A 24,989-nucleotide genomic window follows, 5' to 3' on the forward strand; every position below is an offset into this window, starting at 1 on the left:
ATTGTCCCGCACCCGGCGGAAAATGAGAGGCAGCCGCAGCGCCTCCTCCGTAGGGTGCACCTCCGTGACTGTGACCGTCCACGATCTTCGCTCCGGTGTCCGTGCCGACCTCGAGGGCTTCGCCCGCGTCCGGCACGACGTGCTGCCGTTCATCCTCCTCACACCGGACTCCCTGGCCCATGACCTCACCCGTATGCACCCCGAGTCCCACTACCGTCCCCTCGTCGCCGTGGCCGACGGTGAGGTGATCGGCACGGCGCAGGTGCACCTGACCCACGAGAGCTCCGAGCCGGGCCAGGGCAACGTCAACGTGTACGTGCATCCCGAACACACGCGCCGGGGCGCCGGGACGCTGCTCGTGCGCGCCGCCGAGGAGCACCTGGTCGCGCACGGGGCGACCAGGCTGCTCGCCTGGGTGCTGGACGAGCCGGGCAACCGTGCCTTCGCCGAGCGGCACGCCTACCGGGCGAGCCGTGCCGCCCACTTCCTCCGCCTGGACCTGGCGAACGGCGCCCTCCCCCCGCTCCAGGACCCGCCGCCCGGCGTGGAGCTGCGCACGGGCTCGGACTTCGCCGATGATCCGCGCCCGCTGTTCGAGCTGGACGCGGAAACGACGGCGGACGAACCGAGCGATGTGGACACGGAGTTCACCGACTACGAGGCCTGGCTGGAGGAGACCTGGCGGCACCCCCTGTTCAGCCCCGAGCTGACCTCGGTGGCGATGGTGGCCGGCCGACCCGCCGCCTTCTCCGCGGCCCGCACGGACAGCGGCACCCGGTACGGCACGGTCATGACCGGTACCGCCCGGGCCCACCGCGGCCGGGGCCTGGCCAAGCTCGCCAAGAACGACTCCCTGCACCGCGCCCGCGCCGCCGGGTACACGGAGGCGTTCACGGGGAACGACACCGGCAACGGACCGATGATCGCGATCAACGAGTGGTTCGGCTACGAGGTCTGCGCCACGGAGGTGCGGTATGTCCGTGAACTCGGCTGAACGTCCGGCATTCCTGGACGTCGTCCTCGTCAAAGCGGGGCGTACGAAGATCAGTTACCCGGCCGAACTGCTCGCTGACGACGGCACCCGCGTCACCGTGCGCGCCCCCTGGTCGGGTGACGGCGTACGGGACTTCGGGTTCGTGCGCTTCGAGCCCGGTGACGTCTTCACGGAGCACTACTGGCGCGACCGGTGGTACGCGGTGAAGGAGGTGCGCACCGCCACAGGCGCCCTCAAGGGCCACTACTGCGACGTCACCCGCCCTGCCGAGCTCTCGGCCGACCGGTTGGTGGTCGAGGATCTCGACCTGGACCTGTGGGTCTCGGCGGACGGCACGGACGTACGGCGGCTGGACGAGGACGAGTTCGCGGCGAGCGGCCTCGCCGCGACGGATCCCGGGGCCGCGGCCGCCGCGGTGGCCGCCCTAGACGAGCTGGACGCCCTGGCCCGCGAGGGCGGGCTCGGCGCGCTGCTCGCGTGAGGGTCCGGGTCAGTCCGGCACCGCGACCACGGTGTAGCGCTCGTCGTCCACGTCCCGGCCCCACAGCGCCGCGTCGTCCGACAGCCGCTCCACGCTCGTCCGTCCGCCGAGCGGGGCCAGGAGGGCGGTGAGCAGGTCCGCGGGGATACCGACCGGGCTCACCGTCCCCCACACCCCCTCGACCAGGACGAGCCGCCCGCCGGGGCGCAGCAGCCCCCGCCAGTGCCGCAGCGCCCGGCCGGGATCGGGCAGCGTCCACAGCACGTGCCGGACCAGTACGACGTCGTAGCGCCGCTCCCCGGTCGGCGGTGCCGCGGCGTCACCGACGAGGAACACCGCGTCGCGTCCGGCGAGTTTCTCCCGGGCGAGCCGCACCATGGCCGGTGACCGGTCGACTCCGGTGACCCGGTGCCCCTGCTCGGCGGCGAGCAGCGACAGGCTGCCGGTGCCGCAGCCGAGGTCGAGGACATCGCTCGCCCGCTCGGGGAGCCAGGAACGCAGCCGCCCCGCCCAGGCCTCGCGCACCCGCGGGTCGCGCAGGCCGTGGTCGGGTTCCTCGTCGAAGTCGGCCGCCCGCGTGTCCCAGTCGACCCCCACCGTGCCCGTCACGTCACTGTCATCAATCATGCGGCAAAGAGTGACACACGCCACTGACACTCGATGAGTGACCGCGGCCACAGACAGACCGGGGCCCATGAGGAACTCTCCCCCGAAAGGTCCACTCCCGCGAGAACGCGGCACCCGGGGACCCCGAAGGAGGCAGCCATGCGCCGTGTCACCGTGCAGAAGCCCCTGAAGAGGACGACCACCCACCGGGTCCGCGACGGACGCGGGGAACGCCCCGCCCCGCGTCCGGAAATCCGCGAGGACATCGCCCGGACCTGGTGGCCCACTCCCTGACCACGACCGTCCGCCTCCTCCCGCCCACCACGCAACTCCTCGGCCGGCCGCTCACGGGCTCCTACCTGATCCCAGCCTGAGCACTCCCTTAACGGGGCCATAAGGATCTCCGCGAGCGGCCTTCAGCAGGCGATTTCCCGGTTTCTTGGGGCTAGTTTCTGAGCCACCCCCCCCACGGGATTCCCCCAAGTCCACTGATCGTCCGAGGAGTTGCTGTTCCATGCCCGCACGCCGCAAGGCCGCTGTCGCCGCTGTCGGTGTCGTCCCGCTCGCCCTGGCCGGGCTGTCCGCCTCGCCGGCGGCCGCGCACGGCTCGATGGGTGACCCGGTCAGCAGGGTCGCGCAGTGCTTCGCCGAGGGGCCGGAGAGCCCGAAGTCGGCGGCGTGCCGGGCGGCGGTCGCGGCCGGCGGCACCCAGGCGCTCTACGACTGGAACGGCGTACGCATCGGCGACGCGGGCGGACGCCACGAGGAGCTGATCCCCGACGGCAAGCTGTGCAGCGCGAACAACGAGGCCTTCAAAGGGCTCGACCTGGCCCGCACCGACTGGCCCGCGACGGCGGTGAGCAGCGGCTCGTACACCTTCAAGTACCGGGTGACGGCCCCGCACAAGGGCTCCTTCAAGGTGTACATCACCAAGCCCGGCTACGACCCGGCCCAGCCGCTGGGCTGGGGTGATCTGGATCTGGCGAAACCGGTGGCGACGGCCACCGACCCGGCCGCCACCGGCGGCTTCTACACGTTCACCGGAACCCTTCCCGAGCGCTCGGGCAAGCAACTGCTGTACGCGGTGTGGCAGCGCTCGGACAGCCCGGAGGCGTTCTACTCCTGCTCCGACGTCGCCTTCGGAGCAGGGGAAGGAGGAGGCGCGAGCGGGGGCGCAGGCGACAGCGGAAGCGAGTCCGGCGCTGGGGACGCACCCAAGGACGAGGCCGCCCCGGCACCGGTCGCCTCCGCGCCCTCCGAGGAGCAGATCGACGACGGTACCGACAAGTCGACCATCGAGAACCACGGACACGGGGACGACGACCCGCACACCACCGCGCAGCCGGCCCCGGCCGGCGACGGCACCGCCGGTGACACGACGGTCGACGACGCCGACGCGGACGGCACCGACGGCATCCCCGACGCCGTCGCCAACCAGCCCAAGACGGCCGGCGCTTCGGGGAACCTCGCGGAGACCGGCGGCGACGGGAACACCCCGTACCTGATGGTCGGCGGGGCCGCCGCCCTGGCACTCGGTTCGGCGGCGCTGTTCGCCTCCACCCGGCGGCGAGCGGCGAGCGGGCGGCACGGCCGCTGACCCCGCGTCGACCGCGGACCGGGGCCTGTCGGGCGGCTCAGGCCGGACAGGCCCCGGCTTGCGCACGGGGACTTGCACGTGTCAGCGGCTCGCTTCGGCTACACGTGTCAACTGAACACCGAGGCGCAGGTGGTGGGGCGGGCACGGGCGGGGTCGAGGGCGTTGGCGACCTCGTGGAAGGCGATCCGGTCGATCAGCGCGATCGCCAGGTGCTCGGACAGGTCGACCGGGCACAGGTCCTGGAGCAGGACGTTGCGCACGTTGGGCCCGCTCAGGTACTGGCTGCGGTACGGGGTGACCACCTCGTCGTACCGGGTGGCGATGACGGTGTAGCGGACGCCGGGCACGGTGTCGCCGCCCGCGTTGAGCCTGGTGAGGAAGTCCGAGCCGGCGACCTGCTGGGCGAGGGCGGGGGTCGCCTCGTTCAGCAGGCCCCCGGCGCCGGGGAAGTACGGCAGCAGGTTGGTGAGGCCGGCGAGGGTGGTGCCGTGGTTGCTGGGCGCGACCCCGACCAGGGCGTTCACCTCATCGGCGCCGCCGAGGAACTTGAGGTAGTAGCGGGGCATCATCCCGCCCTGCGAGTGCCCGACGATGTCGGCCTTCGCCGCGCCGGTCGCGGCGAGCACCTTGCCGACGAAGGCGTCGAGCTGTTGCGCGGACTTCTCGATGGGGCCGAGGCCGTGGAAGAAGGGGACGCCGTCGAGTTGGCCGTAGTCGAGGGAGAAGACGCAGTAGTCGCGGTGGGTCAGATAGGGCGCGAGGCCGAGCCAGTTGTCGACGGAGTTCCCGAGGGTGCCGTGGACCAGGACGACGGGGCGGGGATGGGCGGCGGACGGCTTGCAGGAGTAGTCGTTCCAGCCCGAGCTGGGCGCCCCCGCGGCGTGGGCGGTGGTGGCGGGGAGCAGGGCGACCGCGGCGGTCAACAGCAGCGCAGTCAGCGGTCCGAGCACTCGTCTCCAGGGCAGCATCGAGTGATCTCCTTACGGCTCAAGGGAGTTGCAACGAAAGGACGCCCTGTGATCCGGATCACTAGCATGCTGGTCACTCGTCAAGTTACGGGCGAGTAGTACAATTGTGAAGTTACGGGTCGGTAAAAACTTCCAGTGACCACCGACGTCAGCGGCACCACAGGTGATAAAGGGTCACCAAACGGGTCGCACAGGCCCGTTGGGCGCGACGCGCAGCAGGCGGTCACACAGCGCGCGGACCTCGCCCTCGCCGAGCACGTCGACCCATGCGCGTACGGCCTCCGCCGCCGCCTCCTCCGCGGCCCGCGTACAGGCCCACCCCGACTCGGTCAGCACGACCAGTCGGGCCCGCGCGTCGGCGGGGTGCGGCCGACGTTCGACGTACCCCTTGCGGACCAGCTCGTCGACGAGCTGGCTGGCGGCCTGCTTGGTCATCCCGAGATGCGCGGCGAGGTCGGTGACCGTCGCGCCGTCCGGGGCCAGCCGGGCGAAGGCGAAACCGTGCGCGGGCCGCAGCCCCTCGAAGCCGCGGGCGACGACACCCTCGTGGATGCGCTGCGTGAGCCCGCCGGCGGCGGCGAGCAGGGCGGCGGACAGGGCCATGGCGTCGGAGTTCTGCACGGGGGCATTGAAACACCCTTGACACATTGGTCAAGAAACTTGACCATGGAGGCCGACAATACAGTCAAGTTACTTGACCAATAATCCCCGGCCATCGACAGGAGACACAGCGATCGCGTCACGTCTTCCCATGAGTGGTCGAGTCGTCGCGGGGCTCCGGGCGGCCAAGTCTCCTGAGCCATCCAGCGGCGACACCATGTCAGCCATACCCAGAGCCCCTGGGCCTATCGCTCCCACGAATGACCGATCAAACCCAGAAAGAAGGTAGGACCGTCATGCCCGTCGTCCGCTCGTCCGAAGCCGTGACCCACCAAATCCACGGCGCCCGTTTCGTCTCGTACGCCACTCCCCGCACCGGCAGCAAGGAGCTGTGCGCCTGGCGGGGTGAGATCCCGGCGGGCACGAAGGCCCCCGCGCACACCGTCAACCGGGAAGAGATCCTCCACCTGCTCTCCGGCGAGCTGCTGATCACCCTCGACGGCCGCACCGAGCGCGTCACCGCGGGCGACACGGTGATCATCAACCCGGGGGCGACCCTCGCCGTCGAGAACCCCACCGACCGAGCCGCGACGTCCTGGGTCACCACCTCCGTCGGCCTGGAGGCCGAGCTGGCCGACGGCACCCGGATCACCCCGCCGTGGGCCAACTGACCCGCGGGGGCGTCACGCCGCACGGCCGGCCTCACGGCCCGGCGGGCATGCACATGCGGACGTCCCGCCCCTCGCACGGAGGGACGGGACGTCCAATGGGCACTGCGGGTCCTGCGGGTCCTGCGGTCCTGCGGGTCCTGCGGTCCTGCGGTTCCTGTGAGGGGTGGATCAGCCGATCCGGGTGCCGGTCGCCGAAAGGGCCTCCGTCACCGGCTGGAAGAAGGTCGTACCGCCCAAGGTGCAGTCGCCGCTGCCGCCGGAGGTGAGACCGACCGCGCTACTGCCCGAGAAGAGCGAGCCGCCGCTGTCGCCGGGCTCGGCGCAGACGTCGGTCTGGATCAGGCCGTTGACGATGTCGCCGTTGCCGTAGTTCACGGTGGCGTCCAGGCCCGTGACCGCGCCGGAGTGCACCTGGGTGGTGGAACCGCTGCGGGTGACCTCCATGCCGACGGCGGCCTCGGCGGCGCCGGAGATCGCCTGCGCGGAACCGTCGTAGAGGTTCACCTCGCTCGGACGGTCCACGTCGGCGGTGTACTTGACCAGGCCGTAGTCGTCGCCCGGGAAGCTGGACGCCTCGTTCTCACCGATCACGGTGCCGGAGGAGTCCGACCAGGTGGTGATGGACTCGGTGCAGTGCCCGGCGGTGAGGAAGTACGGCTCGCCGCCCTTGGTCACGTTGAAGCCGAGCGAGCAACGCCCGCCGCCCCCGGTGATGGCGTCGCCGCCCGCGACGTACGGGGTGAACTCGCTCTTGATGCGCTGGAGTTCGGCCTTGGCCCCGAGCCCGTCGACGACCTTCGTCAGCTTGGCCCACTCGGCGTCGGAGACGGTGCGGTCCGCGGTGACGACGACCTTGTTGGTGGTCGGGTCGGTCACCCAGGAGGTGCCCGGGATCGTCGCTTCCTGCTTGAGGGTGGCGCGCGCGCTCTTCAGTTCGGCGAGGGAGTTCGCCACCACTCTCGCCTTGGCGCCGGCCTCCTCGACGGTTCCGGCGGCGGCCTCGTCGAGCACGTTCACCACGAGGCTCTTGCTCTTCGCGTCGTAGTACGTTCCCGCCGCGTCGGCGCCGAGGTCCTCGACGAGCGTCGACGCGAGGTTTCCGGCCGCCGTGATGGAGAGGGTCCGGGGTGCGGAGGCCTCCGGGGACTCACTGGCGTTCGCAGTCTGGAAGGTGACACCCGCGGCGACCAGTGCGGCCATGCCCGCACCCGCCATGGCCACACGCCGCCTGGGTATGCGTCGGTGCTTCAACTCGCGTCCTCCTGTGGGGGGCGGCCCGGGAGGTTGTGGGGACCTCACGAACCGGAAGGCGTACGGCCAGGTGGGCGGCACACGGAAAAAGCCGAACCCCGGGCCGTTGAACGCCGCCCACTATTCCGAGGTCCACAGGGAGCACACAAGGTCGACTTCAGGACGTGCATACGGCAACGAGCGTACGTCCTCTATGTCCTGACAGTTCATGGACACCCAGGGCAGTTCGCACTGCAAACGCTACGAGCGGGTAACCGGCGCGCCGATTCGGGAGATCTACCCCTGACTTGAAATCGCCCCTGCCTGGTCCGGATTCGAGCGGGGTGCAGCGGGCGGAAGGTGCTCCTGCACCGATTCCTGCGCCGATTCCTGCGCCACGTCCAGGACCTCTCGAGGCCCCCGTGGCTGTCGCCGCGACGGCGCCTGTTGCCGGGGCTCCGCCGGCGCCGGTGGCTGGGCGGCCCGCTCCAGGAAGCGCAGCAGTCCGACGGGGAAGGGCAGGACCAGCGTGGAGTCCTTCTCGGCGGACACCGCCACGACGGTCTGGAACAACCGCAGTTGCAGCGCCGAGGGCGTGTCCGCCATCTGCTGCGCCGCCTCGGCGAGCTTCTTCGACGCCTGGAATTCGGCGTCGGCGTTGATGATCCTGGCGCGGCGCTCGCGGTCGGCCTCCGCCTGGCGGGCCATGGACCGCTTCATGAGTGGCGCATCAGGTGATTCCGCGACCGGCGCCGCCCGGCGCGTCCTGGTGTGTGTCCCTCGAAGGTAGCTCCGTGCCCGCACAAGGGCGAGCCCCCGCACGTTGGTTGCGTGCGGGGGCTCGTCGTCGCGTGTCGGCCGCGGTGAGGCCCTGCGCTGCGGGACCGGTGGTACCGGCCGGTCCCGGTCGGCGGGCGCCCGGCCTAGTAGACGCTGACTCCGTAGGCGCTCAGGGCCTCCGTCACCGGCTGGAAGAAGGTCGTGCCGCCGGAGGAGCAGTTGCCGCTGCCGCCGGAGGTCAGACCGTACGCGGTGCCGTCGCTGCCGTAGAGCGAACCGCCGGAGTCGCCGGGCTCGGCGCAGACCGTGGTCTGGATGAGACCGGAGACGACGTCGCCGCCGCCGTAGTTCACCGTCGCGTTGAGCGCGGTGACCCGGCCGCTGTGCGTACCCGAGGTGGATCCGTCACGGATGACGGTGGTACCCACGCTCGGGGTGGCCGCGCGGGTGATGTCCACGCCGTTCGCGGTGCCGGGGCGGCTGACGGAACCGGTGTAGCGCACGATGCCGTAGTCGTTGCCCGGGAAGCTGGACCCGGCGGTCGAGCCGATGGCCGTGGTACGACCGGAGTTGGAGTACCAGGTGCCCGCGCCGTTGGTGCAGTGACCGGCCGTCAGGAAGTACTCGACGCCGCTGCTGCTGCGGACGTTGAAGCCGAGGGAACAGCGCCAGCTACTCGCGTAGATGGCGTCGCCGCCCTGGATGAGCTTGGTGAACGTGCCGGGCGTGCGCTTGATCTGCAGCGCGTCGGCGTCGGCGCCGGCCTCCCGCTTGATCTGCGCGATCTCAGCCTCGGACACCGTGCTGTCGACGGTGACGACAACCCGGTTGGTCTTGCTGTCGACGACCCAGGCGGTGCCCGGGATGTCGGCCTCCAGCACCGAACCGCTGACGCTCTTGAGCTCGGCGGAACTGAAGGTGGTGGGGGCTTCGGATGCGTTCGCGCTGGGGATCGCGATCGCGGCGGCGGCTACGAGACCTGTGGAGACGGCGATCAGCCGGGTGCGTCTCGAGATGCCGCTGCGGGGGGTGGTGCGCTTGATCCTCACTTCTCGTTCCTCCATGAAGGAAGTAGGGGGCCCCGTGGGGTTCGGGCCCGTGAGGCGCAGTCAGGGGGCCGGTGCCCGGATTCCGAACATGCCGTGCTCCTGACAAGCGCTGGGGGTGAGTATTCGGTCGACGAGTCGGTCGACGCAAGAGCGCCTTTCGGTCGTCACCCTGTGAACCGCCCCTGCGGCGCGACCCCCGACACCCCTGCGCCACCAGCCGGTACTCCTGCGCCACGGCCGGCCGCCGCCATCCTGGAGATGTCCGGAAGTGAACCCTCCGAATACTCTTGCGGACGTTCCTCCGAACCAGTCGTCAAAGGATTCAACAACCGTCGGGCATCCCACCGGACGCCCCGCCGGGCATCCCACCGGGCATCCGGCCGACCGACCGCCGTACACCCTTCGGGCCGCCCCTCGACTCAGGCCCGCCCCCTGACGCCTCCCCGCGCCCGGGCTCAGCAGTCGCACCCGCAGTCGCAGCCGCCGCCCTCACCACAGCGACTGCAGCACTCGCAGCAGTCGCAACACCCGCTGCAGTCACAGGTGGAGCATGCCTGCTCGCGCTCCCCGGCCCAGGGGTCCTCATGGCTGCCGCAGCACAACTGGCACGTACAGAACAGCCCCGCCCACACCGCGCATCCGGCGATCAGCCCACGCCGGCGCGGCGGCCCGGGCGGTACCGGACCGCCGGGACCGCCCGGCATGCCCGGGGTACCGGGTCCGCCGGGCGGTGCGTAGGGGTGAGAGCCGTGGGCACAAGAAAAGGTGTTGAAGGCACGATCTACGGAGTTGGGCAGTTCATGAACGAGCAGCCGGTGAGCGAGACTGCCGTCGGTGCTGTGTCCTCCCGGGGAAACTCCGGACCCCCAGGCCGCCTCGCGCGGCGCGAGACGGATGCCATGCACGGCGCCGTCGGCGAGCCGGCGGGACTCGGTGAGCAAAGTGCCGGTGGCGGTGAGGGGGTTCCACGCGCCCGACGCGGCGTCGGCCTCCCGGTCCTCCACGGCGTCCGGGAGATGGGCGAGCCGACCGAAGAGCCGCCCCGCCTCGGCGAGCGGCCCGGCGTTGCGCACCCGCCCGGCGAGCACCGCCGTGTGCGCGAAGGCTGCCGCGGTGGCGGTCTCGACCGGTTCGGTGACGGTGAGGATCGGGGTGCCGGGGCCGGTGAGGGTCTCGATGCCGGTCTGCCGGTCGACGGCGTCCACCAGGACGGCCGTGTCGCACCCGGCGTCCGTACCGGTCCGCGCCCCTGCCCGGTCCCAGCTCGCGGCGACGCGGCGAGCGGCGAGTGCCACCGGGCGGCGGGCCGGCAGCCCGTCCCGGTCGGCGACATGGTCGCGCACCTTGACGGAGGCCAGGACCAGCGATACGGCCGCCGCGAGCCGCGCACCCTCACCGTGCGCGACGGAGGCGGTCCGTATGCCGCGCAGCGGACACGGCCCCGCGGTGCGCCGCACGGCACCGGCGTCTTCGGCCTGAGCCTCCGTCAGGACGGAGATGAGCAGACCGTCGTAGTTGGTGACGACGCGTGCGAGCTGCCCGTGGTCCCCACGCAACGCCAGGCACAGCCCGTACAGATGCGCCATCCACTGAGCCGTGAGCCGTTCACCGAGCCGGTGCCGGCAGGGCCTGACCATTCCGAACACGCCGTTCCCCCGTGGGTGATCCGAAGGGGAGCGGCGGCATCGTACGCACTGCCGCGTTCACCCGTACGCGCCGCCGCTCACCCATACGCCGAGAAGAATCATATTTCACTCACAGTCAGCATTCGGTTACATCAGGACCCTTGGGGGGCTTGGGCTCTCGACGGAAGCGCCCTGCACCAGTACCGTCACAAACCCCCCGCACGGCGTCCCATCACTTGGCGCGCCATCCGCATCATGGACGACCATAGGAATGCGGAAAGCAAGAAGGACCGCTGTGAGAGGAGGCGTCCATGGGATCGGTACGCAAGGCAAGTGCCTGGCTTGGCCTCGTCGACGACAACGAAGACGAGCGCTACTACGACGACGACTACTCCGACGGGACCGCGCCCGGGGACGCCTGGGTCACCGATCCGCGGGTCAAGGTGGCCACGGACGTCGCCGTGGAGAAGGGCCGCCGCATCGGCACGGTGACCCCGGACAGCTTCCGGGACGCCCGCGCCATCGGCGAACTGTTCCGGGACGGGATCCCCGTCATCATGAACCTCACCGCCATGGAGGCCGGTGACGCCAAGCGCGTCGTCGACTTCGCCGCCGGGCTGATCTTCGGCCTGCGCGGTTCCATCGAGCGTGTGTCCAACCGTGTGTTCCTGCTGAGCCCGGCCGACACCGAGGTCGTCAGCGGGGAGCCGGCGGCGCACCGGTCGGACGGCTTCTTCAACCAGAGCTGAGGCAGGGCCGCTCACCGGCCCTGCCCCTCCCCACTCCCACTCCCACTCCCACTCCCACTCCCACTCCCGGCCTACCGGAACGCGTCGATCCCGGTCAGCGCCTTGCCCAGCACGAGCTGGTGCATCTCCACGGTGCCCTCGTAGGTCAGCACCGATTCGAGGTTCGTCGCATGCCGCATGACGGGGTACTCGAGCGAGATCCCGTTGGCACCGAGGATCGTGCGGGCCGTACGGCAGATGTCGATGGCCTCGCGGACGTTGTTCAACTTGCCGAAGCTGACCTGCTCGGACCGCAGGCGGCCGGCGTCCATGCGCCGCCCGAGATGATGAGCGAGCAGAATCCCCTTGTGCAGTTCGACCGCCATGTCGGCGAGTTTGGCCTGCGTCAGCTGGAACCCGCCGATGGGCCGCCCGAACTGCTCCCGCGACTTCGCGTAGTCGACGGCGGCCTCGAAGCAGGCGCGCGCCGCGCCCATCGCGCCCCAGACGATCCCGTACCGGGCGTGCGTCAGGCAGCTGAGCGGTCCGCGCAGTCCGGTCACCTCGGGCAGTACGGCGTCGGCGGGCAGCCGTACGTCGTCGAGGACCAACTCGCTGGTGACAGAGGCGCGCAGCGACCACTTGTGCTTGATCTCGGGCGCCGAGAACCCGGCGCTGTCGGTGGGCACCACGAAGCCGCGGATCCCGTCGTCGGTCTGCGCCCACACCACGGCGACGCCGGCGACGGATCCGTTGGTGATCCACATCTTGCGGCCGTTCAGCACCCAGTCCCCGCCGTCGCGCTTGGCGTGGGTCCCCATGGCGGCGGGGTCGGAGCCGTGGTCGGGTTCGGTGAGCCCGAAGCAGCCGATGACCTCGCCGGCGGCCATCCCCGGCAGCCACCGCTGCTTCTGCTCCTCGCCGCCGAACCGGTGGATCGCGTACATGGCGAGCGAGCCCTGTACGGAGACCAGGGACCGGATGCCGGAGTCGGCGGCCTCCAGTTCCAGGCAGGCGAGCCCGTACTGCACGGCCGAGGCGCCCGCGCAGCCGTAGCCGCTGAGTGGCATGCCGAGCGCGCCGATCCCGCCGAGCTCCCGGGCCAGCTCCCGGATGCCGGGCAGTTCGCCCTTCTCGTACCAGTCGGCGACGTACGGCAGCACCCGGTCCCCCGCCCAGGCACGCACGGTGTCCCGGACGGCCAGGTCCTCCGGCTCCAGCAGGTCGTCGAGGCCGAGCGGGTCGGCCGGGTCGAAGGGGGGCAACTTCGCGGACGCGGACATGGGACACCCTCCGGGGCGATCGGTCCGGGACGGATTCGGCCGACGTGTACGGGCGGTACGGATACGGCCGGTACGAGTACAGCCGGTTGGAGACGGCTCATACTGCTCAGCTAGCACTGCTAGTCAGGTTCGAGCCGACGTTACGACGCGGGGTCGCGCACGTCCACCCGGTCGGCCCGCGACACGCCTCACACCGAGACGCGGGACTCCGCGGCCTCCCTCGGCGCAGGGACATCGGCCACCTCGGCCGGGGCCCGGGCCGGCCCGTCCGAGGGCGCCTCGGCGGGCGCTTCCCCGGCGGGCGCCGGCTCGCACTGCATCGTCCGCGGCAACCGCAGCGCCATCACGGCCCCGAGCATCAGCAGGACCGCGCTGGCCAGCAGGGTCACATGCAGCCCGTGCACGAAGGCGTGGCGGGCCGCGTCCCTCAGGGCAGCTCCGGCGGGCCCGCCGAGCTGGGCGGCGACCTCGTAGGCCTCGCCCAGCGAGTGCCGCGCCGCCGAGGACTCCGAAGCGGGTACTCCGGGGACCTCTTTGAGGCCGGGCGCGTAGGCCGCGTTCATCACGCTGCCGAGGAGCGCTATCCCGATTCCGGCGCCCAGCTGGTACGAGGTCTCGCCTATGGCCGCGGCCCCTCCCGCCTGCTGCGGAGGCGCCTCGCTCAGCATCGACTCGTACGCCCCGAACAGGGTGGTCTCCAGGCCGAAGCCGAGCAGGACGAACCCGCTCAGCAGCAGGACGGGGTTGTCCTGCCCGCCCATCGGGGTCAGCAGCAGCACCGCGGCGGCTGTCAGGCAGAAGCCGGAGAAGACCATGCTGCGCGGTCCGAACCGGCGCAGCAGCCGCGCGCCCGCCAGCCCCGCCGCCATCGCGGCGAACGTCAGCGGCAGCAGGCGCAGTCCGGTCTCCAGCGGGGAGAGTCCGAGGACGAGCTGGAGGTACTGCGCGGCGATCAGTTCCAGCCCGACCAGGGCGAGCATCGCCAGCACGATGCAGCCCACCGACGTGCTGAACGCCGGCCGGGCGAACATGCGCAGGTCGACCAGCGGGTGCGTGCGTCGCCGCTGCCGGCGGACGAAGGCGGCCAGCAGACCGGCGCCCACGGTCAGCGACAGGACGGTCCACAGGCCCCCGCCGGCTTCCCCGCCGAGCCGCTTCACGCCGAGGACCACCGTGAACAGTCCGGCGGCGGCCATCAGCGCGCCCGTCACGTCCCAGGGACCGGTGCCGTCGCCCTTCGACTCGGGCAGCAGGATCCGTCCCACCGGGAGGCTGACCAGCATCAGCGGAATGTTGATGAGGAAGACCGAGCCCCACCAGAAGTGCTCGAGCAGGAAGCCGCCGAGCAGCGGTCCGACCGCCGCGCCCACCGCGGCCACCGCGCTCCAGATACCGATGGCGAGCGCCCGCTCGTGCCGGTCGGGGAAGACCTGTCGCAGGAGCGACAGCGTCGCGGGCATGATCATCGCGCCGCCGACGCCGAGCAGTGCCCGCGCCGCGATCAGCACCGGCGCGCTGTCCGCGAGGGCAGCCAGTCCGGAGGCGAGGCCGAACAGGGCGTAGCCGAGCAGGAGTACGCGTCTGCGGCCGACCCGGTCGCCCAGGGTGCCGAAGAGAATCAGCAATGAGGCGCAGACCAGCGGGTAGGCGTCGACGATCCAGAGCAGCTCCACCGCGCCGGGCCTGAGGTTCTCCGTGACGGCGGGGACCGCCACATGCAGCACGGTGGCGTCGACGGCGACGAGCAGCAGGCTGACGCAGAGGACGACGAGCACCGCCCAGCGGTTGGCCCCGGCCCCGGCCGCCCGACGGCGCAGCGCGGCGGCCGTGGTCGTCCCGGACATGTACAGACCTCCCAGATGTTCCCTCGCCCTCGGCGGGCTCACGGGGTGGGGGACTCCCCCGTGACTCGGCCGGAGAGGAGCGGTACGAACTCCGGCCCGCGCAACGAACGGCGAGTGACAGGCAGCGTACGCGAGGCCGTGCCGTTATCGAGTGGCAGGCCTCTCACATCTACGGCCGACAGGTGTGGCGTACACCACTTCCGCACGGCTTCCTCGGCCCGCTCCGGGTGCGCACACCCACGGGACGGGCCCCGGCCACGCACCCGGTCGATAATCGGGTCCGTGACCGATCTTGAGACGCGTGCCGCACCGGCCCGCCCCGGAGCGCTGCGCAGGGCCGCGCCGGCGCTCCTCGGATACGCGACCGTGCGCGCCCTGGGCCTCCTCGTCCTGGCCCTGTGGAGCGAGGCACGCGGCAAGAGCGCGTACACCCTGCTCACGGCCCGCTGGGACGCCCTCTGGTACACGAGGGTCGCGGAGCTGGGTTACGGCTACGAGATGCGCCTCCCTAACGGAGATGTGCACTCGAACCTGGCCTTTTTCCCCCTGCTCCCCTGGCTGGAGCGGCTGGTGGCGGCGGTGTCGCCGCTGTCGTACGCGGACGGGGGCTTCGTGGTCGCCGTGCTCGCCTCGCTCGTCGCGGCCTGGGGCGTCTTCGCGGTGGCGGACCATGTGTACGGGCCGCGGGCCGGGGTGTGCGCGGTGCTGCTCTGGGCGGTCCTGCCGGTCGGGGTCGTCCAGTCGATGGCGTACAGCGAGTCCCTGTTCACGGCGCTCGCCGCCTGGTCGCTGTACGCGGTGCTGACCGGGCGCTGGGTGACGGCCGGGGTCCTGGCGGCGCTCGCCGGTCTGACCCGCCCGGTGGGACTGGCGGTGGTCGCGGCGGTCTGGGCGGCGGGCATCGTCTCCTTCCTGCACGAGCGCCGCGACCGTGGCGAGGAGCACCGCTCGTTCGGGGGGAGCCGTGGCGCGGTGGTGGTGGACGGCGCGCGCTCCGGGGAACGCGCCGCCCCGGGCGGGAACACCCCGCGCGCGCCTTCCGTCGAGGGCGCGCCCCTCCTGCCGTGCGCCCCCGGTGTGGGCGTCCGCCGGGCGCTCGGCCTGTTCGTCGCTCCGCTCGGTGCCGCCGGTTACGTTCTGTGGGTCGGGCACCGGACCGGGAAGGGCCCGTTCGGGTATCTCGACGTACAGGCGGGCTGGCGGAACGGGTTCGACGGCGGTTTCGCCTTCGCCCGGTTCACGGCAGAGAAGTTCACGTCGTTCCCGTCGGCCCTGGCGGGGCTCGGGCTGATCCTCGGGGCCGGCCTGCTGGTGTGGCTGTACGTGCTCTGCGTACGGCAGCGCCAGCCGCTCCCGCTGCTGGTGTACGCCGGTGTCGTCACCGTCCTCGCCCTCTGCGCGTCGAGCTACTTCGGCTCGAAACCGCGTCTGCTGATGCCTGCCTTCCCCTTGCTGCTGCCCCTCGCCCTGCCCCTGGCACGGCTGCGTACGCCCAGGTCGGCGCTGGTGGTGGGGTCCGTCGCGGTGGCCTCGGCGGTGTACGGCGCCTTCTGGCTGAACGGCTCCGGCCCGCCCTGACCGGCCCCGCGGGCCCTGTCCGCCCCCTCCCGCGCCAACGGGCGGTGAGCGCCGGGGAAAATCTGCGCCGGCCTTCGGTGAACACATTCCAAAAGCGCGATAAAAATGCCCCCTCGAATGATCAAAAGAATTGAAGGCGGCCACGGCCGAAGAATGCCGATTCACGGAAAACAAAGGCCGCCTTGAGAGCAATCCCACATCACATCGTCATCACAGATCTGCCGATTCGACGGGGCCGGGCGTTCACTCCCTGTAACGTCGATTGGGTGCGTACCGAACGGAAGACCACCCGTCTGGACCGGGTGTTCGCGAGGCTGGATCGTGAGCCGGAACGACCGGCCCACCTCGACGTGCCTCGAATGAGCCGGCACCGGACGGTGCTTTTCGGCTCCACCCTGGCCTTCTACGTGGCGATCGTGTGGGCCGTCGTCATCTCGTCCTGGCTGGTCCGGCTGGACTGGCAGGTGATGTTCTTCCGTCCTTACGAGCAGTGGGCGGAGCTGCACGCCGTCGTCGACTACTACGTGGTGCTCGGCCAGCGCGGTCCGACCGCGGTGATGGTGGCGGCCTGGCTGGGCTGGCGCTCCTGGCGGCAGCACACCCTGCGTCCACTGCTCGCGCTCGCGGTCTCCCTGCTGCTGCTCAACATCACCGTCGGTGCCGCGAAGTACGGCATGGGACGCCTCGGACCGCATTACGCGACCGAGATCGGCTCCAGCGAGATGTGGCTCGGCGGCAGTATATTTCCCAGCGGTCACACCGCGAACGCCGTGGTGACCTGGGGAATCCTGGCCTATCTGGCCTCCACTCCGAGAGCGCGGCGCTGGCTGTCCGCCGTGTCCGCGGTGACCTCGCTCGGTGTCGGGCTGTCCACCGTCTATCTCGGCACCCACTGGCTGAGCGACGTCCTGCTCGGCTGGGTGGCGGGCCTGCTGATCCTGCTGGCCCTGCCCTGGTTCGAGCCGCTGATCGCCCGTGCCGAGGACCGGATCTTCGGCTGGCGCGACCACTGGCGGGACCGCCGGTACGCCCAGCGGGACCGGGCGGCCCCCGCGGCCCCCGTCGCGACGCCGGTCATGCTCAAGCCACTCGCCGGCCGTGAGGCCGGCGCGGCCCCCGAACCGGTCTCCGCGTCCCGCCCAGCCGGCCGGTCACCCGCCTATCTGGCGCCAGGACCGCACTCGACGCGCGCGGAGCGCACACCGGTCACTCCGACCGGCAGCCGCCGCCCGCCGCACGGCGAACGTCATCCGCGCGGCAACACCCCGGCAACCCGCCCCTGACGGCCCCGCCGGACCCCGCGGCGACAGCCCGGTACACACACCTCGGCCCCGGTTCCCTCGTGGAACCGGGGCCGTCGCCGTGTCTCACCCCTTCCAGGACCGCGCCACCGTGCCGCCCTTCACCTCGAAGTTCAGCCGTCCCACGCGGTACTCCATGGTGATGATCGCCCCCGGCGGCAGCGCCCGGACCGTCGCCCAGCCGCGCTCGCGCGCGAGGTGCTCGGCCCGGTCCACGGGCAGGCCCACATAGGCGTCCGGGCTGTCGTCGGGGTCCGCGGAAGGTGTCGGAATGGGTGCCATACGGCCACGCTATGCCCTGCCCGGCGGACGGGGAAGGCCGGACCGGGAACACCTGTCCGAGATCCCCTGGCGGTCACACTTCTGTCACAGGATCACGACAGACGTTTATGCTCACCCCCACCACACGAATGGGTGATTCGAAGTCTCTTCGAGCGGTGGCCGAACGTAATTCCCGGGCCTCGCGTCGGGGCCGCGGATAAACCCGGCAGAGGCTTCCGGAAGAAACATCCCGGGCCCCTTCGGGCCATTCCGTCGCCGTGACGACGGATGCGCGCCCCCGGAGAGCGCGCCCCACGGAAAACGCGCGGTTCCTTCACACGATCCACCCGCCCCCACCGGCCGGTACGGGTGGGCCCGGACCGGCTCCGGCCGGTCCTGCGCGGCTCTGCCGGGTCCGGCGCCGACCGGCCCGGGCGGCGCGCGGTCCGGGCGGCGCGCGGTCCGGGCGGCGCGCGGTCCGGCGTCAGTTCACCGCGCCGGCTCCCCCGCCCTGGTCAGGGCGCGGGAGAGCCGGTCGCGGGCCGCGGTGATCGCATCGGTCAGCCCGGCCGGCTCCAGCACCTCGAACTCGAAGCCCAGCAGCATCACGTGGACCACCAGAGCGTTGAAGCTCGCCGCCCCGGTGGTCAGGACGCAGGTGTCCGGTCCTTCCGCCCGGAGCGTGCCGACAGAGGGCGAGATCCGCTCCGCGGCCTCCTCGACGGACACCAGCAGCCGTATCGCGGCCTGCGAGGCGTACGCGCGCGTGGAGACGCCCCGGGACACATAGGCGGCCAGGTCCTCGGCCGGGGGATCACGCGGGACGAAGCGCGGGCCGTGCGGGGGCTTCGGAGTGACGCGGTCCACCCGGAAGGTGCGCCAGTCCTCGCGGGCGAGGTCCCAGGCCACCAGGTACCAGCGGCGTTCCGAGCACACCAGACGGTGCGGTTCCACGGTGCGGCGACTCGTCGCGCCGCCGTGGCCGCGGTACTCGAGACGCAGACGTTCGGTGTCGCGGCAGAGCTGGGCGAGTTCGGTGAGCACGGCCGGGTCGACGGCCTCGGCCCCCGGTCCGCGCAGCATCGGCACGGTGACGGCGTTCAGGGCGCCCACCCGGCGGCGCAGCCGGTCCGGCAGCACCTGTTCCAGCTTGGCCAGGGCCCGCACCGAGCTCTCCCCGATGCCTTCGATGCCCTGCCCGGCCGCCGTACGCAGCCCGACCACGACGGCGACGGCCTCGTCGTCGTCCAGCAGCAGCGGCGGCAGTTCGGCGCCCGCGCCCAACTGGTAGCCGCCGCCGGTTCCGGGGCTGGCGTTGACGGGGTAGCCGAGCGCGCGCAGCCGGTCCACGTCGCGGCGCAGGGTCCGGGAGCTGACCCCGAGCCGCCCGGCCAGATCGGCGCCGGACCACTCGCGGTGGGCCTGGAGCAGGGACAACAGACGCAGCAGTCGTGCCGAGGTCTCCACCATGGGCCGAGTCTGCCAGCCTTTGCGGACAGTCACTGTCCGCAAAGGAGGTGGACCCCGTCCGGACGCCGGAAACCGGCGGCCGCCCGGGCGGGGCCTCGCCTCACAACGCGGTGCGTCCGGGGCGGATCAGAACACGAGACGCTGACCGGGCAGGATCACGTCGGGGTCGCCGCCGATGACGGCCTTGTTGGCGGCGTGCACCTGTTGCCAGGTGGTGCCGCGCCGGGCGGCGATGGCGCTCAGCGTGTCGCCCTCGCGGACGGTGTAGTCACCGCCGGACGAACTCCGGTCCGCGCTGCCCGACGACGGGGCCGGCGCCTTCGACGGGACCGACTGGTTCCACTGGTTCCACTGGTTCGACGATGTCGACCGCCGGGAGGACTCCGTCGGCTTCGCGGGCTTCGCCGGGGCTTCCTGGACGGTCACCGAGCCGGCGCCGGGTGCGCTCCCGGACGCCCCGGCACGTGCCGAGCAGGTGGGCCAGGCGCCCCACCCCTGGCCGCGCTGGACCTTGGCGGCGATGGTGATCTGCTGGGCCCTGGTGGCCCGGTCGGCGGTCGGCGCGTAGGCCGTACCGCCGTACGCGCGCCAGGTGGAGGCAGAGAACTGGAGCCCGCCGTAGTAGCCGTTACCTGTGTTGATGTGCCAGTTGCCGCCGCTCTCGCACTGTGCGATGCGGTCCCACACTCCGCTGTCCGCCGCCGCGGCGCTGCCGGCCGAGGCCAGCAGTCCGAGGGGCGCGAGCAGTGCCGCGCCGGCCAGGGCCGCCGCCGTACGGGGCTTCTGGGTCTTCTGGGTCCTGCGGGCGTCGTCGCGGGTGTTGTCGGCACAATCGGACATGTAGTTCCCTCTCCGAGGACCCGGGGTCCCCCGGAGCGGAGCGCCACCGCCGCGTCATGGGACGCGGCATGTCGCGCTCGCCCCGTCCGCCGTCGGGTCGTGCGACGGATCCGGCTGGTGCGATGGATCCGGCTGGTGCGGTCGGCGGACGTTCCCGAGCGGTGCTCGCTGCACACGGCGAAGGAATCTAGGCAGCCGACCGGGCCGGCAGCAAGCAACTCCCCGTCTTCGCAGGCCAGTTCGGCATTACCCCCGGTAGCGTCGTTTTCAGGACACCCACTTCATTCACTGATTTCACGATTTATCAACCAGCGGGACGCATGTCCTGTGAGCCACTTCACTCGATCAACGGCATTGACACCGCAGGCAGTTGACGATGAGTGTCCGATTCCGCGCTGGAAGTGACCGTGGGCGCAGGATGGTTCGATTCCGTTCGCTTCCGGGCGTGACTCCCGCCACAGATCGCCCGTTGTCATCCGTAGGAGCCGGGGGCCCACCCCGGACCACGGGCCGGGGCCCACCCGGCCTCGCCACGCACCGCATCCCGAGGGAGCCCCCCGTGCCGCGCATGCTCGACGTCAGCAACGAGGTACGCGCCGAGATCGGCGACGAAGAAGCCGACCGCCTGCTCGCCGGAGATTCCGCCCCGGGCGGTTACGACTGCACCTCCTGCCGCACACCGGGCGATCCGGAGCAGGAGCGGACCAGCACGGTCCTGTTCATCGGGGACGAGACCGCCGTCCTCGCCTTCGCCCACTCCACATGCCTGCCCTCGCAGGTCGTCCAGGTCACCGAGGAGCAGCTCCAGGGCGCCGTGCGGTCCATCGGCGGCGCCGCCGCGGCCCCGGCGGCGCCCGCGCAGAACGCGCAGGCCGTACAGACGGCCCCGGCGCAGACCGCTCACCACCAGGCCGCAGCGCCGCACGTCATGCCCGAGCAGGCCGTGCTCGGCGTGACCAGCGGACTGGTCCTGATCGCCGGGGAGTTGCACCCGGCCCTGGTCGTCGAGCCGACCGCACCGGTGGCGCGGCCCGGTTCCCTCGGGTCCGGCGACGACTTCCTGCCGCTGCTCATCGAGCAGGGCTTCATGCCCGTGACCGAGCTGTCCACCGCGCCCTCCGTGCTGCACGGCTGGTCGATTCTGCTGGCCGTGGGACAGTTGCACGCGGTGCTCCAGCCGAACCCGAACGGCGGGCAGCCGGTGGCCTGGTGGCAGGCGCACCAGCCGCTCCAGGTCACCGAGGGCTGGCGGGCGGCCGCCAACAAGCACCAACAGGTACTGCTGTTCGCGGCTCCGGTCGGCTCGATCGGCCGCCAGCCGCGCGAGGATCTGCTCCGCGACGCGCTGGACAGGGCCGCGGCGAACGGAAGGCTGGTCACGGCAGCACTGCCGCTCGCCGGTCTCTGACCGGTGGTCGACGGACAGCCGATGGCCGATGACCGACGGCTGACACCCGGCTGAGCCCCTGCTGCCGGCCGACAGGCCGGTGACCGGCGAAAACCCGCACTGCGGCCGCATCCCTTACCGGGCGGGGTCGTTTGGAGATACGTGCACGCATACGACGCTCCCCGCCGCCAGCCCTTCCCGTTGGTCCCCTCCCCCGCGCGGTCGGCTCAGAACTCAGCGGGCGGCCCTTCGGCCACGCCGATCTACGACGCGCTCTACGCCGAGTACGTGAAGTCCTTCCGCTCGCTGCCGGGTGACCGCAGCGGCGAGGAGAAGCTGGGCTTCACCGCCTTCGGAGGCGCCCCGCACAGTACGGGCTCGTCCGCCGGCCACGGCTCGGGGGCGTTCGGCGGCTCCCTCGGCGGCGGGTCGTACGGCGCCTACAGCGCGGGGGCGAGCAGCGCCCGTCAGAGCGCGGGGCAACAGCCGCAGTGGCAGCGCGTCTCGGCGGTCGGCCGACACGCCATCGGGAGGCACCACGTGCCGGCGGCACTGCCCCCGGCCCCGCGCCGGGAGGCCTGACCAAGGGCCACCGGGCCTATCGACGAGACAGGGTGAAGGGGGCGGTCCCGGCCGGGACCGCCCCCTTCACCCTGCGTGCCGCCGTTACGTCACTTCTTCTTGCCGCGCTTCTCGCGCACCCGCACCGAGATGTGGATGGGCGTGCCGTCGAAGCTGAACTCCTCGCGCAGCCGGCGCTCGATGAACCGCCGGTAGCCCGCCTCGATGAAGCCGGAGGCGAACAGCACGAACCGCGGCGGCTTGGTGCCCGCCTGCGTGCCGAACAGGATGCGCGGCTGCTTGCCGCCCCGTACGGGGTGAGGGTGGGCGGCGACCAGCTCGCCGAGGAAGGCGTTCAGCCTGCCCGTCGGGACGCGGGTCTCCCAGCCCGCCAGGGCCGTCTCGATCGCCGGGACCAGCTTCTCCATGTGGCGTCCGGTGCGGGCCGACACGTTCACCCGCGGCGCCCAGGCCACCTGGCCGAGCTCGGTCTCGATCTCCCGCTCCAGGTAGTAGCGGCGCTCCTCGTCGAGAGTGTCCCACTTGTTGAACGCGAGGACGAGCGCGCGCCCCGCCTCGACGGCCATGGTGACGATGCGCTGGTCCTGCACCGAGATGGAGTCGGCGGCGTCGAGGAGGACGACGGCGACCTCGGCCTTCTCGACGGCGGCGGCGGTGCGCAGCGAGGCGTAGTAGTCGGCGCCCTGCTGGAGGTGGACGCGCTTGCGGATGCCCGCGGTGTCCACGAACTTCCAGGTCCTGCCGCCCAGCTCGATCAGCTCGTCGACCGGGTCGCGGGTGGTGCCGGCGATCTCGTTGACGACGACGCGCTCCTCACCGGCGACCTTGTTCAGCAGCGAGGACTTGCCGACGTTCGGGCGGCCGATCAGGGCGATCCGGCGCGGGCCGCCGACCGCCGTGCCGAAGGTCTGCGCGGGGGCCTCCGGCAGCGCCTCCAGGACCTGGTCCAGCATGTCGCCGGTGCCGCGGCCGTGCAGGGCGGAGACCGGGTGCGGCTCGCCCAGGCCCAGGGACCACAGATAGGAGGCGTCGGCCTCGCCGCTCTGGCCGTCCACCTTGTTGGCGCACAGGACGACCGGCTTGCCGGCCTTGCGCAGCAGCCGGACGACGGCCTCGTCGGTGTCGGTCGCGCCCACCTTGGCGTCCACCACGAACACCACGGCGTCGGCCGCCTCGATCGCGTACTCGGCCTGCGCCGCCACGGAGGCGTCGATGCCGAGGACGTCCTGCTCCCAGCCGCCGGTGTCGACGACCTTGAAGCGGCGGCCCGACCACTCGGCCTCGTAGGTGACGCGGTCGCGGGTGACGCCCGGCTTGTCCTCGACGACCGCCTCGCGGCGGCCGATGATGCGGTTCACCAGGGTCGACTTGCCGACATTGGGGCGGCCGACGACGGCGAGCACGGGCAGCGGGCCGTGTCCGGCCTCCTCGATGGCGCCCTCGACGTCCTCGAGATCGAAGCCCTCCTCCGCGGCGAGCTCCATGAACTCCGCGAACTCGGCGTCGCCGAGCGCTCCGTGCTCGTGCTCGTGCTCGGCCGAGCCGTCGGGCTGGATGTGGTCGTTCATGAAGTCCGTACCTCGTTGTTCATCGTGGTGGTCGGTGGAACACCCGATTCCGGGCGTTCCACTACTCAGTGTCCGCTAGCGCCCGGTGAGGCGCCTGGCGTTTTCCAGGTGCGCGGTGAGCTGCTTCTGGATGCGCTCGGTCGCCTCGTCCAGCGCCTTGCGGGTACGCCGCCCGCTGCCGTCACCCGCCTCGAACGGGTCGCCGAAGACGACGTCGACGCGGGAGCGCAGCGGGGGCAGCGCCTTTATCAACCGTCCGCCCTGCCCGGAACTTCCCAGGACGGCGACGGGCACGATCGGCGCGCCGCCGCGCAGGGCGAAGTAGGCGAGCCCCGCGCGCAGCGAGGCGAAGTCGCCCTCGCCGCGGGTGCCCTCGGGGAAGATACCGAGGACGCCACCCTGCTGCAGGACGCCCAGTGCCCGGGAGATGGCCGTGCGGTCGGTGGTGTTCCGGTCCACCTTCACCTGGCCGATGCCGGTCAGGAACGGGTCGAGCGGCCCGACGAACGCCTCCTGCTTGATCAGGAAGTGCGTGGGCCGGGGCGCCACGCCCATGACCATCGGACCGTCGATGTTGTGGGAGTGGTTCACGGCGAGGAGCACCGGACCGGAGGCCGGCACCCGCCAGGCACCCAGCACGCGCGGCTTCCAGAAGCCGTACATCAGGCCGACGCCGATACGCCGCCCGACCTCGGCGCCCCGCGCCGACGGAAGCCCGGTCACCGGCCGGCTCGCTTCTCCTCGACGAGGGTGACGACGCACTCTATGACCTGCTGCAGGGTCAGGTCGGTGGTGTCCACCTCGACCGCGTCGTCCGCCTTGGCCAGCGGGGAGGTCTTGCGGCTGGAGTCGGCCGCGTCCCGCTTGACCAGGGCCTCGCGCGTGGCGTGCAGGTCGGCGCCCTCGAGCTCACCGCTGCGGCGGGCGGCCCGTGCCTCCGGGGAGGCGGTGAGGAAGACCTTCAGGTCGGCGTCGGGCAGCACGGTGGTCCCGATGTCGCGGCCCTCGACGACGATGCCGGTGACGGCGGAGCCGGCGATCGCGCGCTGCAGCTCGGTGATCCGGGTGCGCACCTCGGGGACCGCGCTGACCGCGCTGACCTTGGAGGTGACGTCCTGCTCGCGGATCGGACCGGACACGTCGATGCCGTCGACCGTGATGGCGGGCTTCTCCGGGTCGGTGCCGGAGACGATCTCGGGCTTGCCGGCCGCGGACGCGATCGCGAAGGGGTCGGCGGTGTCGATGCCGTTGGTGACCATCCACCAGGTGATCGCCCGGTACTGGGCGCCGGTGTCCAGGTAGCTCAGGCCGAGCTGTGCCGCCACGGCCTTCGACGTGCTCGACTTGCCCGTGCCGGACGGGCCGTCGATGGCGACAATCACTGGCATGGCGCTTTCCACAGTGGGGACCTTCCTGGACCTGGCTGGCGGGGAGCGGGGCGCGAAACCGCCCTGCACAAGGTTACTGGGTGCGCGTCCCCCGATCGGCCGTACCCGGGCCCGGGGACGCGACCGGCCCGGAAGCGGTAGCGACACCGCCCTCGCCC

General features: G+C 71.7%; 24 protein-coding genes and 1 pseudogene. 10 read left to right on the forward strand and 15 right to left on the reverse strand.

The features are described from left to right. The first annotated feature begins 64 nt into the window (after positions 1–64). Positions 65–994 carry a GNAT family N-acetyltransferase gene (locus tag ACFP2V_RS20935; RefSeq protein ID WP_381214491.1) on the forward strand — a complete coding sequence of 310 codons (930 nt, stop codon included), beginning with the start codon at positions 65–67 and terminating at the stop codon, positions 992–994. Further along, entirely contained in the window at positions 975–1,475 is a 501-nt protein-coding gene (locus ACFP2V_RS20940) for a ribonuclease FAU-1 family protein (protein ID WP_381214494.1), read from the forward strand. Before ACFP2V_RS20935 ends, ACFP2V_RS20940 begins: the two co-directional genes overlap by 20 nt. Before the next feature lie 9 nt (positions 1,476–1,484). Here the strand turns inward: ACFP2V_RS20940 and ACFP2V_RS20945 are convergent, their stop codons facing one another. Further along, on the reverse strand, positions 1,485–2,102 hold the full coding sequence (locus ACFP2V_RS20945) for a class I SAM-dependent methyltransferase (protein ID WP_381214497.1): 618 nt from the start codon (positions 2,100–2,102) through the stop codon (positions 1,485–1,487). 138 nt (positions 2,103–2,240) lie between these two features. Here ACFP2V_RS20945 and ACFP2V_RS20950 point away from each other — a divergent pair, with 138 nt between their 5' ends. Further along, positions 2,241–2,375, forward strand: coding sequence for a hypothetical protein (locus ACFP2V_RS20950; protein WP_381214500.1), 135 nt, complete (start codon positions 2,241–2,243; stop codon positions 2,373–2,375). A 220-nt stretch (positions 2,376–2,595) separates the two neighbouring features. Further along, the gene (locus tag ACFP2V_RS20955; protein WP_381214503.1) at positions 2,596–3,678 is read left to right on the forward strand and encodes a lytic polysaccharide monooxygenase auxiliary activity family 9 protein; all 1,083 of its coding nucleotides are present in this window, start codon (positions 2,596–2,598) and stop codon (positions 3,676–3,678) included. Between the two features lie 107 nt (positions 3,679–3,785). On the opposite strand, the gene ACFP2V_RS20960 is transcribed toward ACFP2V_RS20955, so the two are convergent. Together ACFP2V_RS20960 and ACFP2V_RS20965 are read right to left on the reverse strand one after the other, a co-directional pair. Beyond that, the gene (locus tag ACFP2V_RS20960) at positions 3,786–4,646 is read right to left on the reverse strand and encodes an esterase/lipase family protein (RefSeq protein WP_381214506.1); all 861 of its coding nucleotides are present in this window, start codon (positions 4,644–4,646) and stop codon (positions 3,786–3,788) included. A gap of 174 nt (positions 4,647–4,820) precedes the next feature. Next, complete coding sequence (locus ACFP2V_RS20965) at positions 4,821–5,267, reverse strand: MarR family winged helix-turn-helix transcriptional regulator (RefSeq protein WP_381214510.1); 447 nt, start codon at positions 5,265–5,267, stop codon at positions 4,821–4,823. A 275-nt stretch (positions 5,268–5,542) separates the two neighbouring features. Here ACFP2V_RS20965 and ACFP2V_RS20970 point away from each other — a divergent pair, with 275 nt between their 5' ends. Then, positions 5,543–5,917, forward strand: coding sequence for a cupin domain-containing protein (locus tag ACFP2V_RS20970; RefSeq protein ID WP_381214513.1), 375 nt, complete (start codon positions 5,543–5,545; stop codon positions 5,915–5,917). A 168-nt stretch (positions 5,918–6,085) separates the two neighbouring features. Here ACFP2V_RS20970 and ACFP2V_RS20975 read toward each other — a convergent pair whose 3' ends face one another. From ACFP2V_RS20975 to ACFP2V_RS20990, 4 genes and pseudogenes are all read right to left on the reverse strand, one after another. After that, on the reverse strand, positions 6,086–7,168 hold the full coding sequence (locus ACFP2V_RS20975; protein ID WP_461089361.1) for a S1 family peptidase: 1,083 nt from the start codon (positions 7,166–7,168) through the stop codon (positions 6,086–6,088). 276 nt (positions 7,169–7,444) lie between these two features. Then, positions 7,445–7,867 (reverse strand): annotated as a pseudogene (locus tag ACFP2V_RS20980) (slipin family protein); the annotation flags it as partial. A gap of 203 nt (positions 7,868–8,070) precedes the next feature. Next, the gene (locus ACFP2V_RS20985; RefSeq protein WP_381214636.1) at positions 8,071–8,976 is read right to left on the reverse strand and encodes a S1 family peptidase; all 906 of its coding nucleotides are present in this window, start codon (positions 8,974–8,976) and stop codon (positions 8,071–8,073) included. A gap of 455 nt (positions 8,977–9,431) precedes the next feature. Then, positions 9,432–10,622 carry a DUF5685 family protein gene (locus ACFP2V_RS20990; protein ID WP_381214516.1) on the reverse strand — a complete coding sequence of 397 codons (1,191 nt, stop codon included), beginning with the start codon at positions 10,620–10,622 and terminating at the stop codon, positions 9,432–9,434. A 290-nt stretch (positions 10,623–10,912) separates the two neighbouring features. Between ACFP2V_RS20990 and ACFP2V_RS20995 the strand changes: the two genes are divergently transcribed. Next, positions 10,913–11,350 (forward strand): cell division protein SepF, encoded by a 438-nt coding sequence (locus ACFP2V_RS20995; protein ID WP_381214519.1) that lies wholly within the window; start codon positions 10,913–10,915, stop codon positions 11,348–11,350. A gap of 71 nt (positions 11,351–11,421) precedes the next feature. Here ACFP2V_RS20995 and ACFP2V_RS21000 read toward each other — a convergent pair whose 3' ends face one another. Further along, positions 11,422–12,612: an acyl-CoA dehydrogenase family protein gene (locus tag ACFP2V_RS21000; RefSeq protein WP_381214523.1), complete on the reverse strand. Its 1,191-nt coding sequence runs from the start codon at positions 12,610–12,612 to the stop codon at positions 11,422–11,424. A 188-nt stretch (positions 12,613–12,800) separates the two neighbouring features. Next, positions 12,801–14,456 (reverse strand): MFS transporter, encoded by a 1,656-nt coding sequence (locus ACFP2V_RS21005; protein ID WP_381214526.1) that lies wholly within the window; start codon positions 14,454–14,456, stop codon positions 12,801–12,803. A gap of 282 nt (positions 14,457–14,738) precedes the next feature. Here ACFP2V_RS21005 and ACFP2V_RS21010 point away from each other — a divergent pair, with 282 nt between their 5' ends. Next, positions 14,739–16,034, forward strand: coding sequence for a glycosyltransferase family 39 protein (locus ACFP2V_RS21010; RefSeq protein ID WP_381214529.1), 1,296 nt, complete (start codon positions 14,739–14,741; stop codon positions 16,032–16,034). A gap of 266 nt (positions 16,035–16,300) precedes the next feature. Beyond that, entirely contained in the window at positions 16,301–17,317 is a 1,017-nt protein-coding gene (locus ACFP2V_RS21015; protein ID WP_381214532.1) for a phosphatase PAP2 family protein, read from the forward strand. 84 nt (positions 17,318–17,401) lie between these two features. Here ACFP2V_RS21015 and ACFP2V_RS21020 read toward each other — a convergent pair whose 3' ends face one another. The 3 genes from ACFP2V_RS21020 to ACFP2V_RS21030 form a co-directional block, all read right to left on the reverse strand. Then, entirely contained in the window at positions 17,402–17,617 is a 216-nt protein-coding gene (locus ACFP2V_RS21020; RefSeq protein ID WP_381214535.1) for an I78 family peptidase inhibitor, read from the reverse strand. Between the two features lie 468 nt (positions 17,618–18,085). Next, on the reverse strand, positions 18,086–19,066 hold the full coding sequence (locus ACFP2V_RS21025) for a helix-turn-helix transcriptional regulator (protein ID WP_381214538.1): 981 nt from the start codon (positions 19,064–19,066) through the stop codon (positions 18,086–18,088). A gap of 126 nt (positions 19,067–19,192) precedes the next feature. Then, on the reverse strand, positions 19,193–19,906 hold the full coding sequence (locus ACFP2V_RS21030; protein ID WP_381214541.1) for a LysM peptidoglycan-binding domain-containing protein: 714 nt from the start codon (positions 19,904–19,906) through the stop codon (positions 19,193–19,195). A 559-nt stretch (positions 19,907–20,465) separates the two neighbouring features. Here ACFP2V_RS21030 and ACFP2V_RS21035 point away from each other — a divergent pair. Next, positions 20,466–21,314: a hypothetical protein gene (locus ACFP2V_RS21035; protein ID WP_381214544.1), complete on the forward strand. Its 849-nt coding sequence runs from the start codon at positions 20,466–20,468 to the stop codon at positions 21,312–21,314. 141 nt (positions 21,315–21,455) lie between these two features. Continuing rightward, a complete protein-coding gene (locus ACFP2V_RS21040) occupies positions 21,456–21,875 on the forward strand; it encodes a hypothetical protein (protein WP_381214548.1) in 420 nt (139 codons plus the stop codon). A gap of 89 nt (positions 21,876–21,964) precedes the next feature. On the opposite strand, the gene der is transcribed toward ACFP2V_RS21040, so the two are convergent. The 3 genes from der to cmk form a co-directional block, all read right to left on the reverse strand. Next, positions 21,965–23,443 (reverse strand): ribosome biogenesis GTPase Der, encoded by a 1,479-nt coding sequence (gene der / locus ACFP2V_RS21045; RefSeq protein ID WP_381214551.1) that lies wholly within the window; start codon positions 23,441–23,443, stop codon positions 21,965–21,967. A gap of 75 nt (positions 23,444–23,518) precedes the next feature. Continuing rightward, positions 23,519–24,166, reverse strand: coding sequence for a lysophospholipid acyltransferase family protein (locus ACFP2V_RS21050; protein WP_381214554.1), 648 nt, complete (start codon positions 24,164–24,166; stop codon positions 23,519–23,521). Continuing rightward, the gene (cmk, locus tag ACFP2V_RS21055) at positions 24,163–24,831 is read right to left on the reverse strand and encodes a (d)CMP kinase (protein ID WP_381214557.1); all 669 of its coding nucleotides are present in this window, start codon (positions 24,829–24,831) and stop codon (positions 24,163–24,165) included. Before cmk ends, ACFP2V_RS21050 begins: the two co-directional genes overlap by 4 nt. Between the last annotated feature and the right edge of the window lie 158 nt (positions 24,832–24,989).

Origin of the sequence: Streptomyces incanus (assembly GCF_042656345.1) — a bacterium.
Lineage (GTDB): Bacteria > Actinomycetota > Actinomycetes > Streptomycetales > Streptomycetaceae > Streptomyces > Streptomyces incanus.

What these genes read in the sequence shown, in the direction of transcription:
- ACFP2V_RS20940 (WP_381214494.1), top strand. Translation starts at nt 975, where the DNA reads ATGTCCGTGAACTCGGCTGAACGTCCGGCATTCCTGGACGTCGTCCTC.
- ACFP2V_RS20945 (WP_381214497.1), bottom strand. Translation starts at nt 2,102, where the DNA reads ATGATTGATGACAGTGACGTGACGGGCACGGTGGGGGTCGACTGGGAC.
- ACFP2V_RS20950 (WP_381214500.1), top strand. Translation starts at nt 2,241, where the DNA reads ATGCGCCGTGTCACCGTGCAGAAGCCCCTGAAGAGGACGACCACCCAC.
- ACFP2V_RS20955 (WP_381214503.1), top strand. Translation starts at nt 2,596, where the DNA reads ATGCCCGCACGCCGCAAGGCCGCTGTCGCCGCTGTCGGTGTCGTCCCG.
- ACFP2V_RS20960 (WP_381214506.1), bottom strand. Translation starts at nt 4,646, where the DNA reads ATGCTGCCCTGGAGACGAGTGCTCGGACCGCTGACTGCGCTGCTGTTG.
- ACFP2V_RS20970 (WP_381214513.1), top strand. Translation starts at nt 5,543, where the DNA reads ATGCCCGTCGTCCGCTCGTCCGAAGCCGTGACCCACCAAATCCACGGC.
- ACFP2V_RS20995 (WP_381214519.1), top strand. Translation starts at nt 10,913, where the DNA reads ATGGGATCGGTACGCAAGGCAAGTGCCTGGCTTGGCCTCGTCGACGAC.
- ACFP2V_RS21000 (WP_381214523.1), bottom strand. Translation starts at nt 12,612, where the DNA reads ATGTCCGCGTCCGCGAAGTTGCCCCCCTTCGACCCGGCCGACCCGCTC.
- ACFP2V_RS21005 (WP_381214526.1), bottom strand. Translation starts at nt 14,456, where the DNA reads ATGTCCGGGACGACCACGGCCGCCGCGCTGCGCCGTCGGGCGGCCGGG.
- ACFP2V_RS21020 (WP_381214535.1), bottom strand. Translation starts at nt 17,617, where the DNA reads ATGGCACCCATTCCGACACCTTCCGCGGACCCCGACGACAGCCCGGAC.
- ACFP2V_RS21025 (WP_381214538.1), bottom strand. Translation starts at nt 19,066, where the DNA reads ATGGTGGAGACCTCGGCACGACTGCTGCGTCTGTTGTCCCTGCTCCAG.
- ACFP2V_RS21030 (WP_381214541.1), bottom strand. Translation starts at nt 19,906, where the DNA reads ATGTCCGATTGTGCCGACAACACCCGCGACGACGCCCGCAGGACCCAG.
- der (WP_381214551.1), bottom strand. Translation starts at nt 23,443, where the DNA reads ATGAACGACCACATCCAGCCCGACGGCTCGGCCGAGCACGAGCACGAG.
- cmk (WP_381214557.1), bottom strand. Translation starts at nt 24,831, where the DNA reads ATGCCAGTGATTGTCGCCATCGACGGCCCGTCCGGCACGGGCAAGTCG.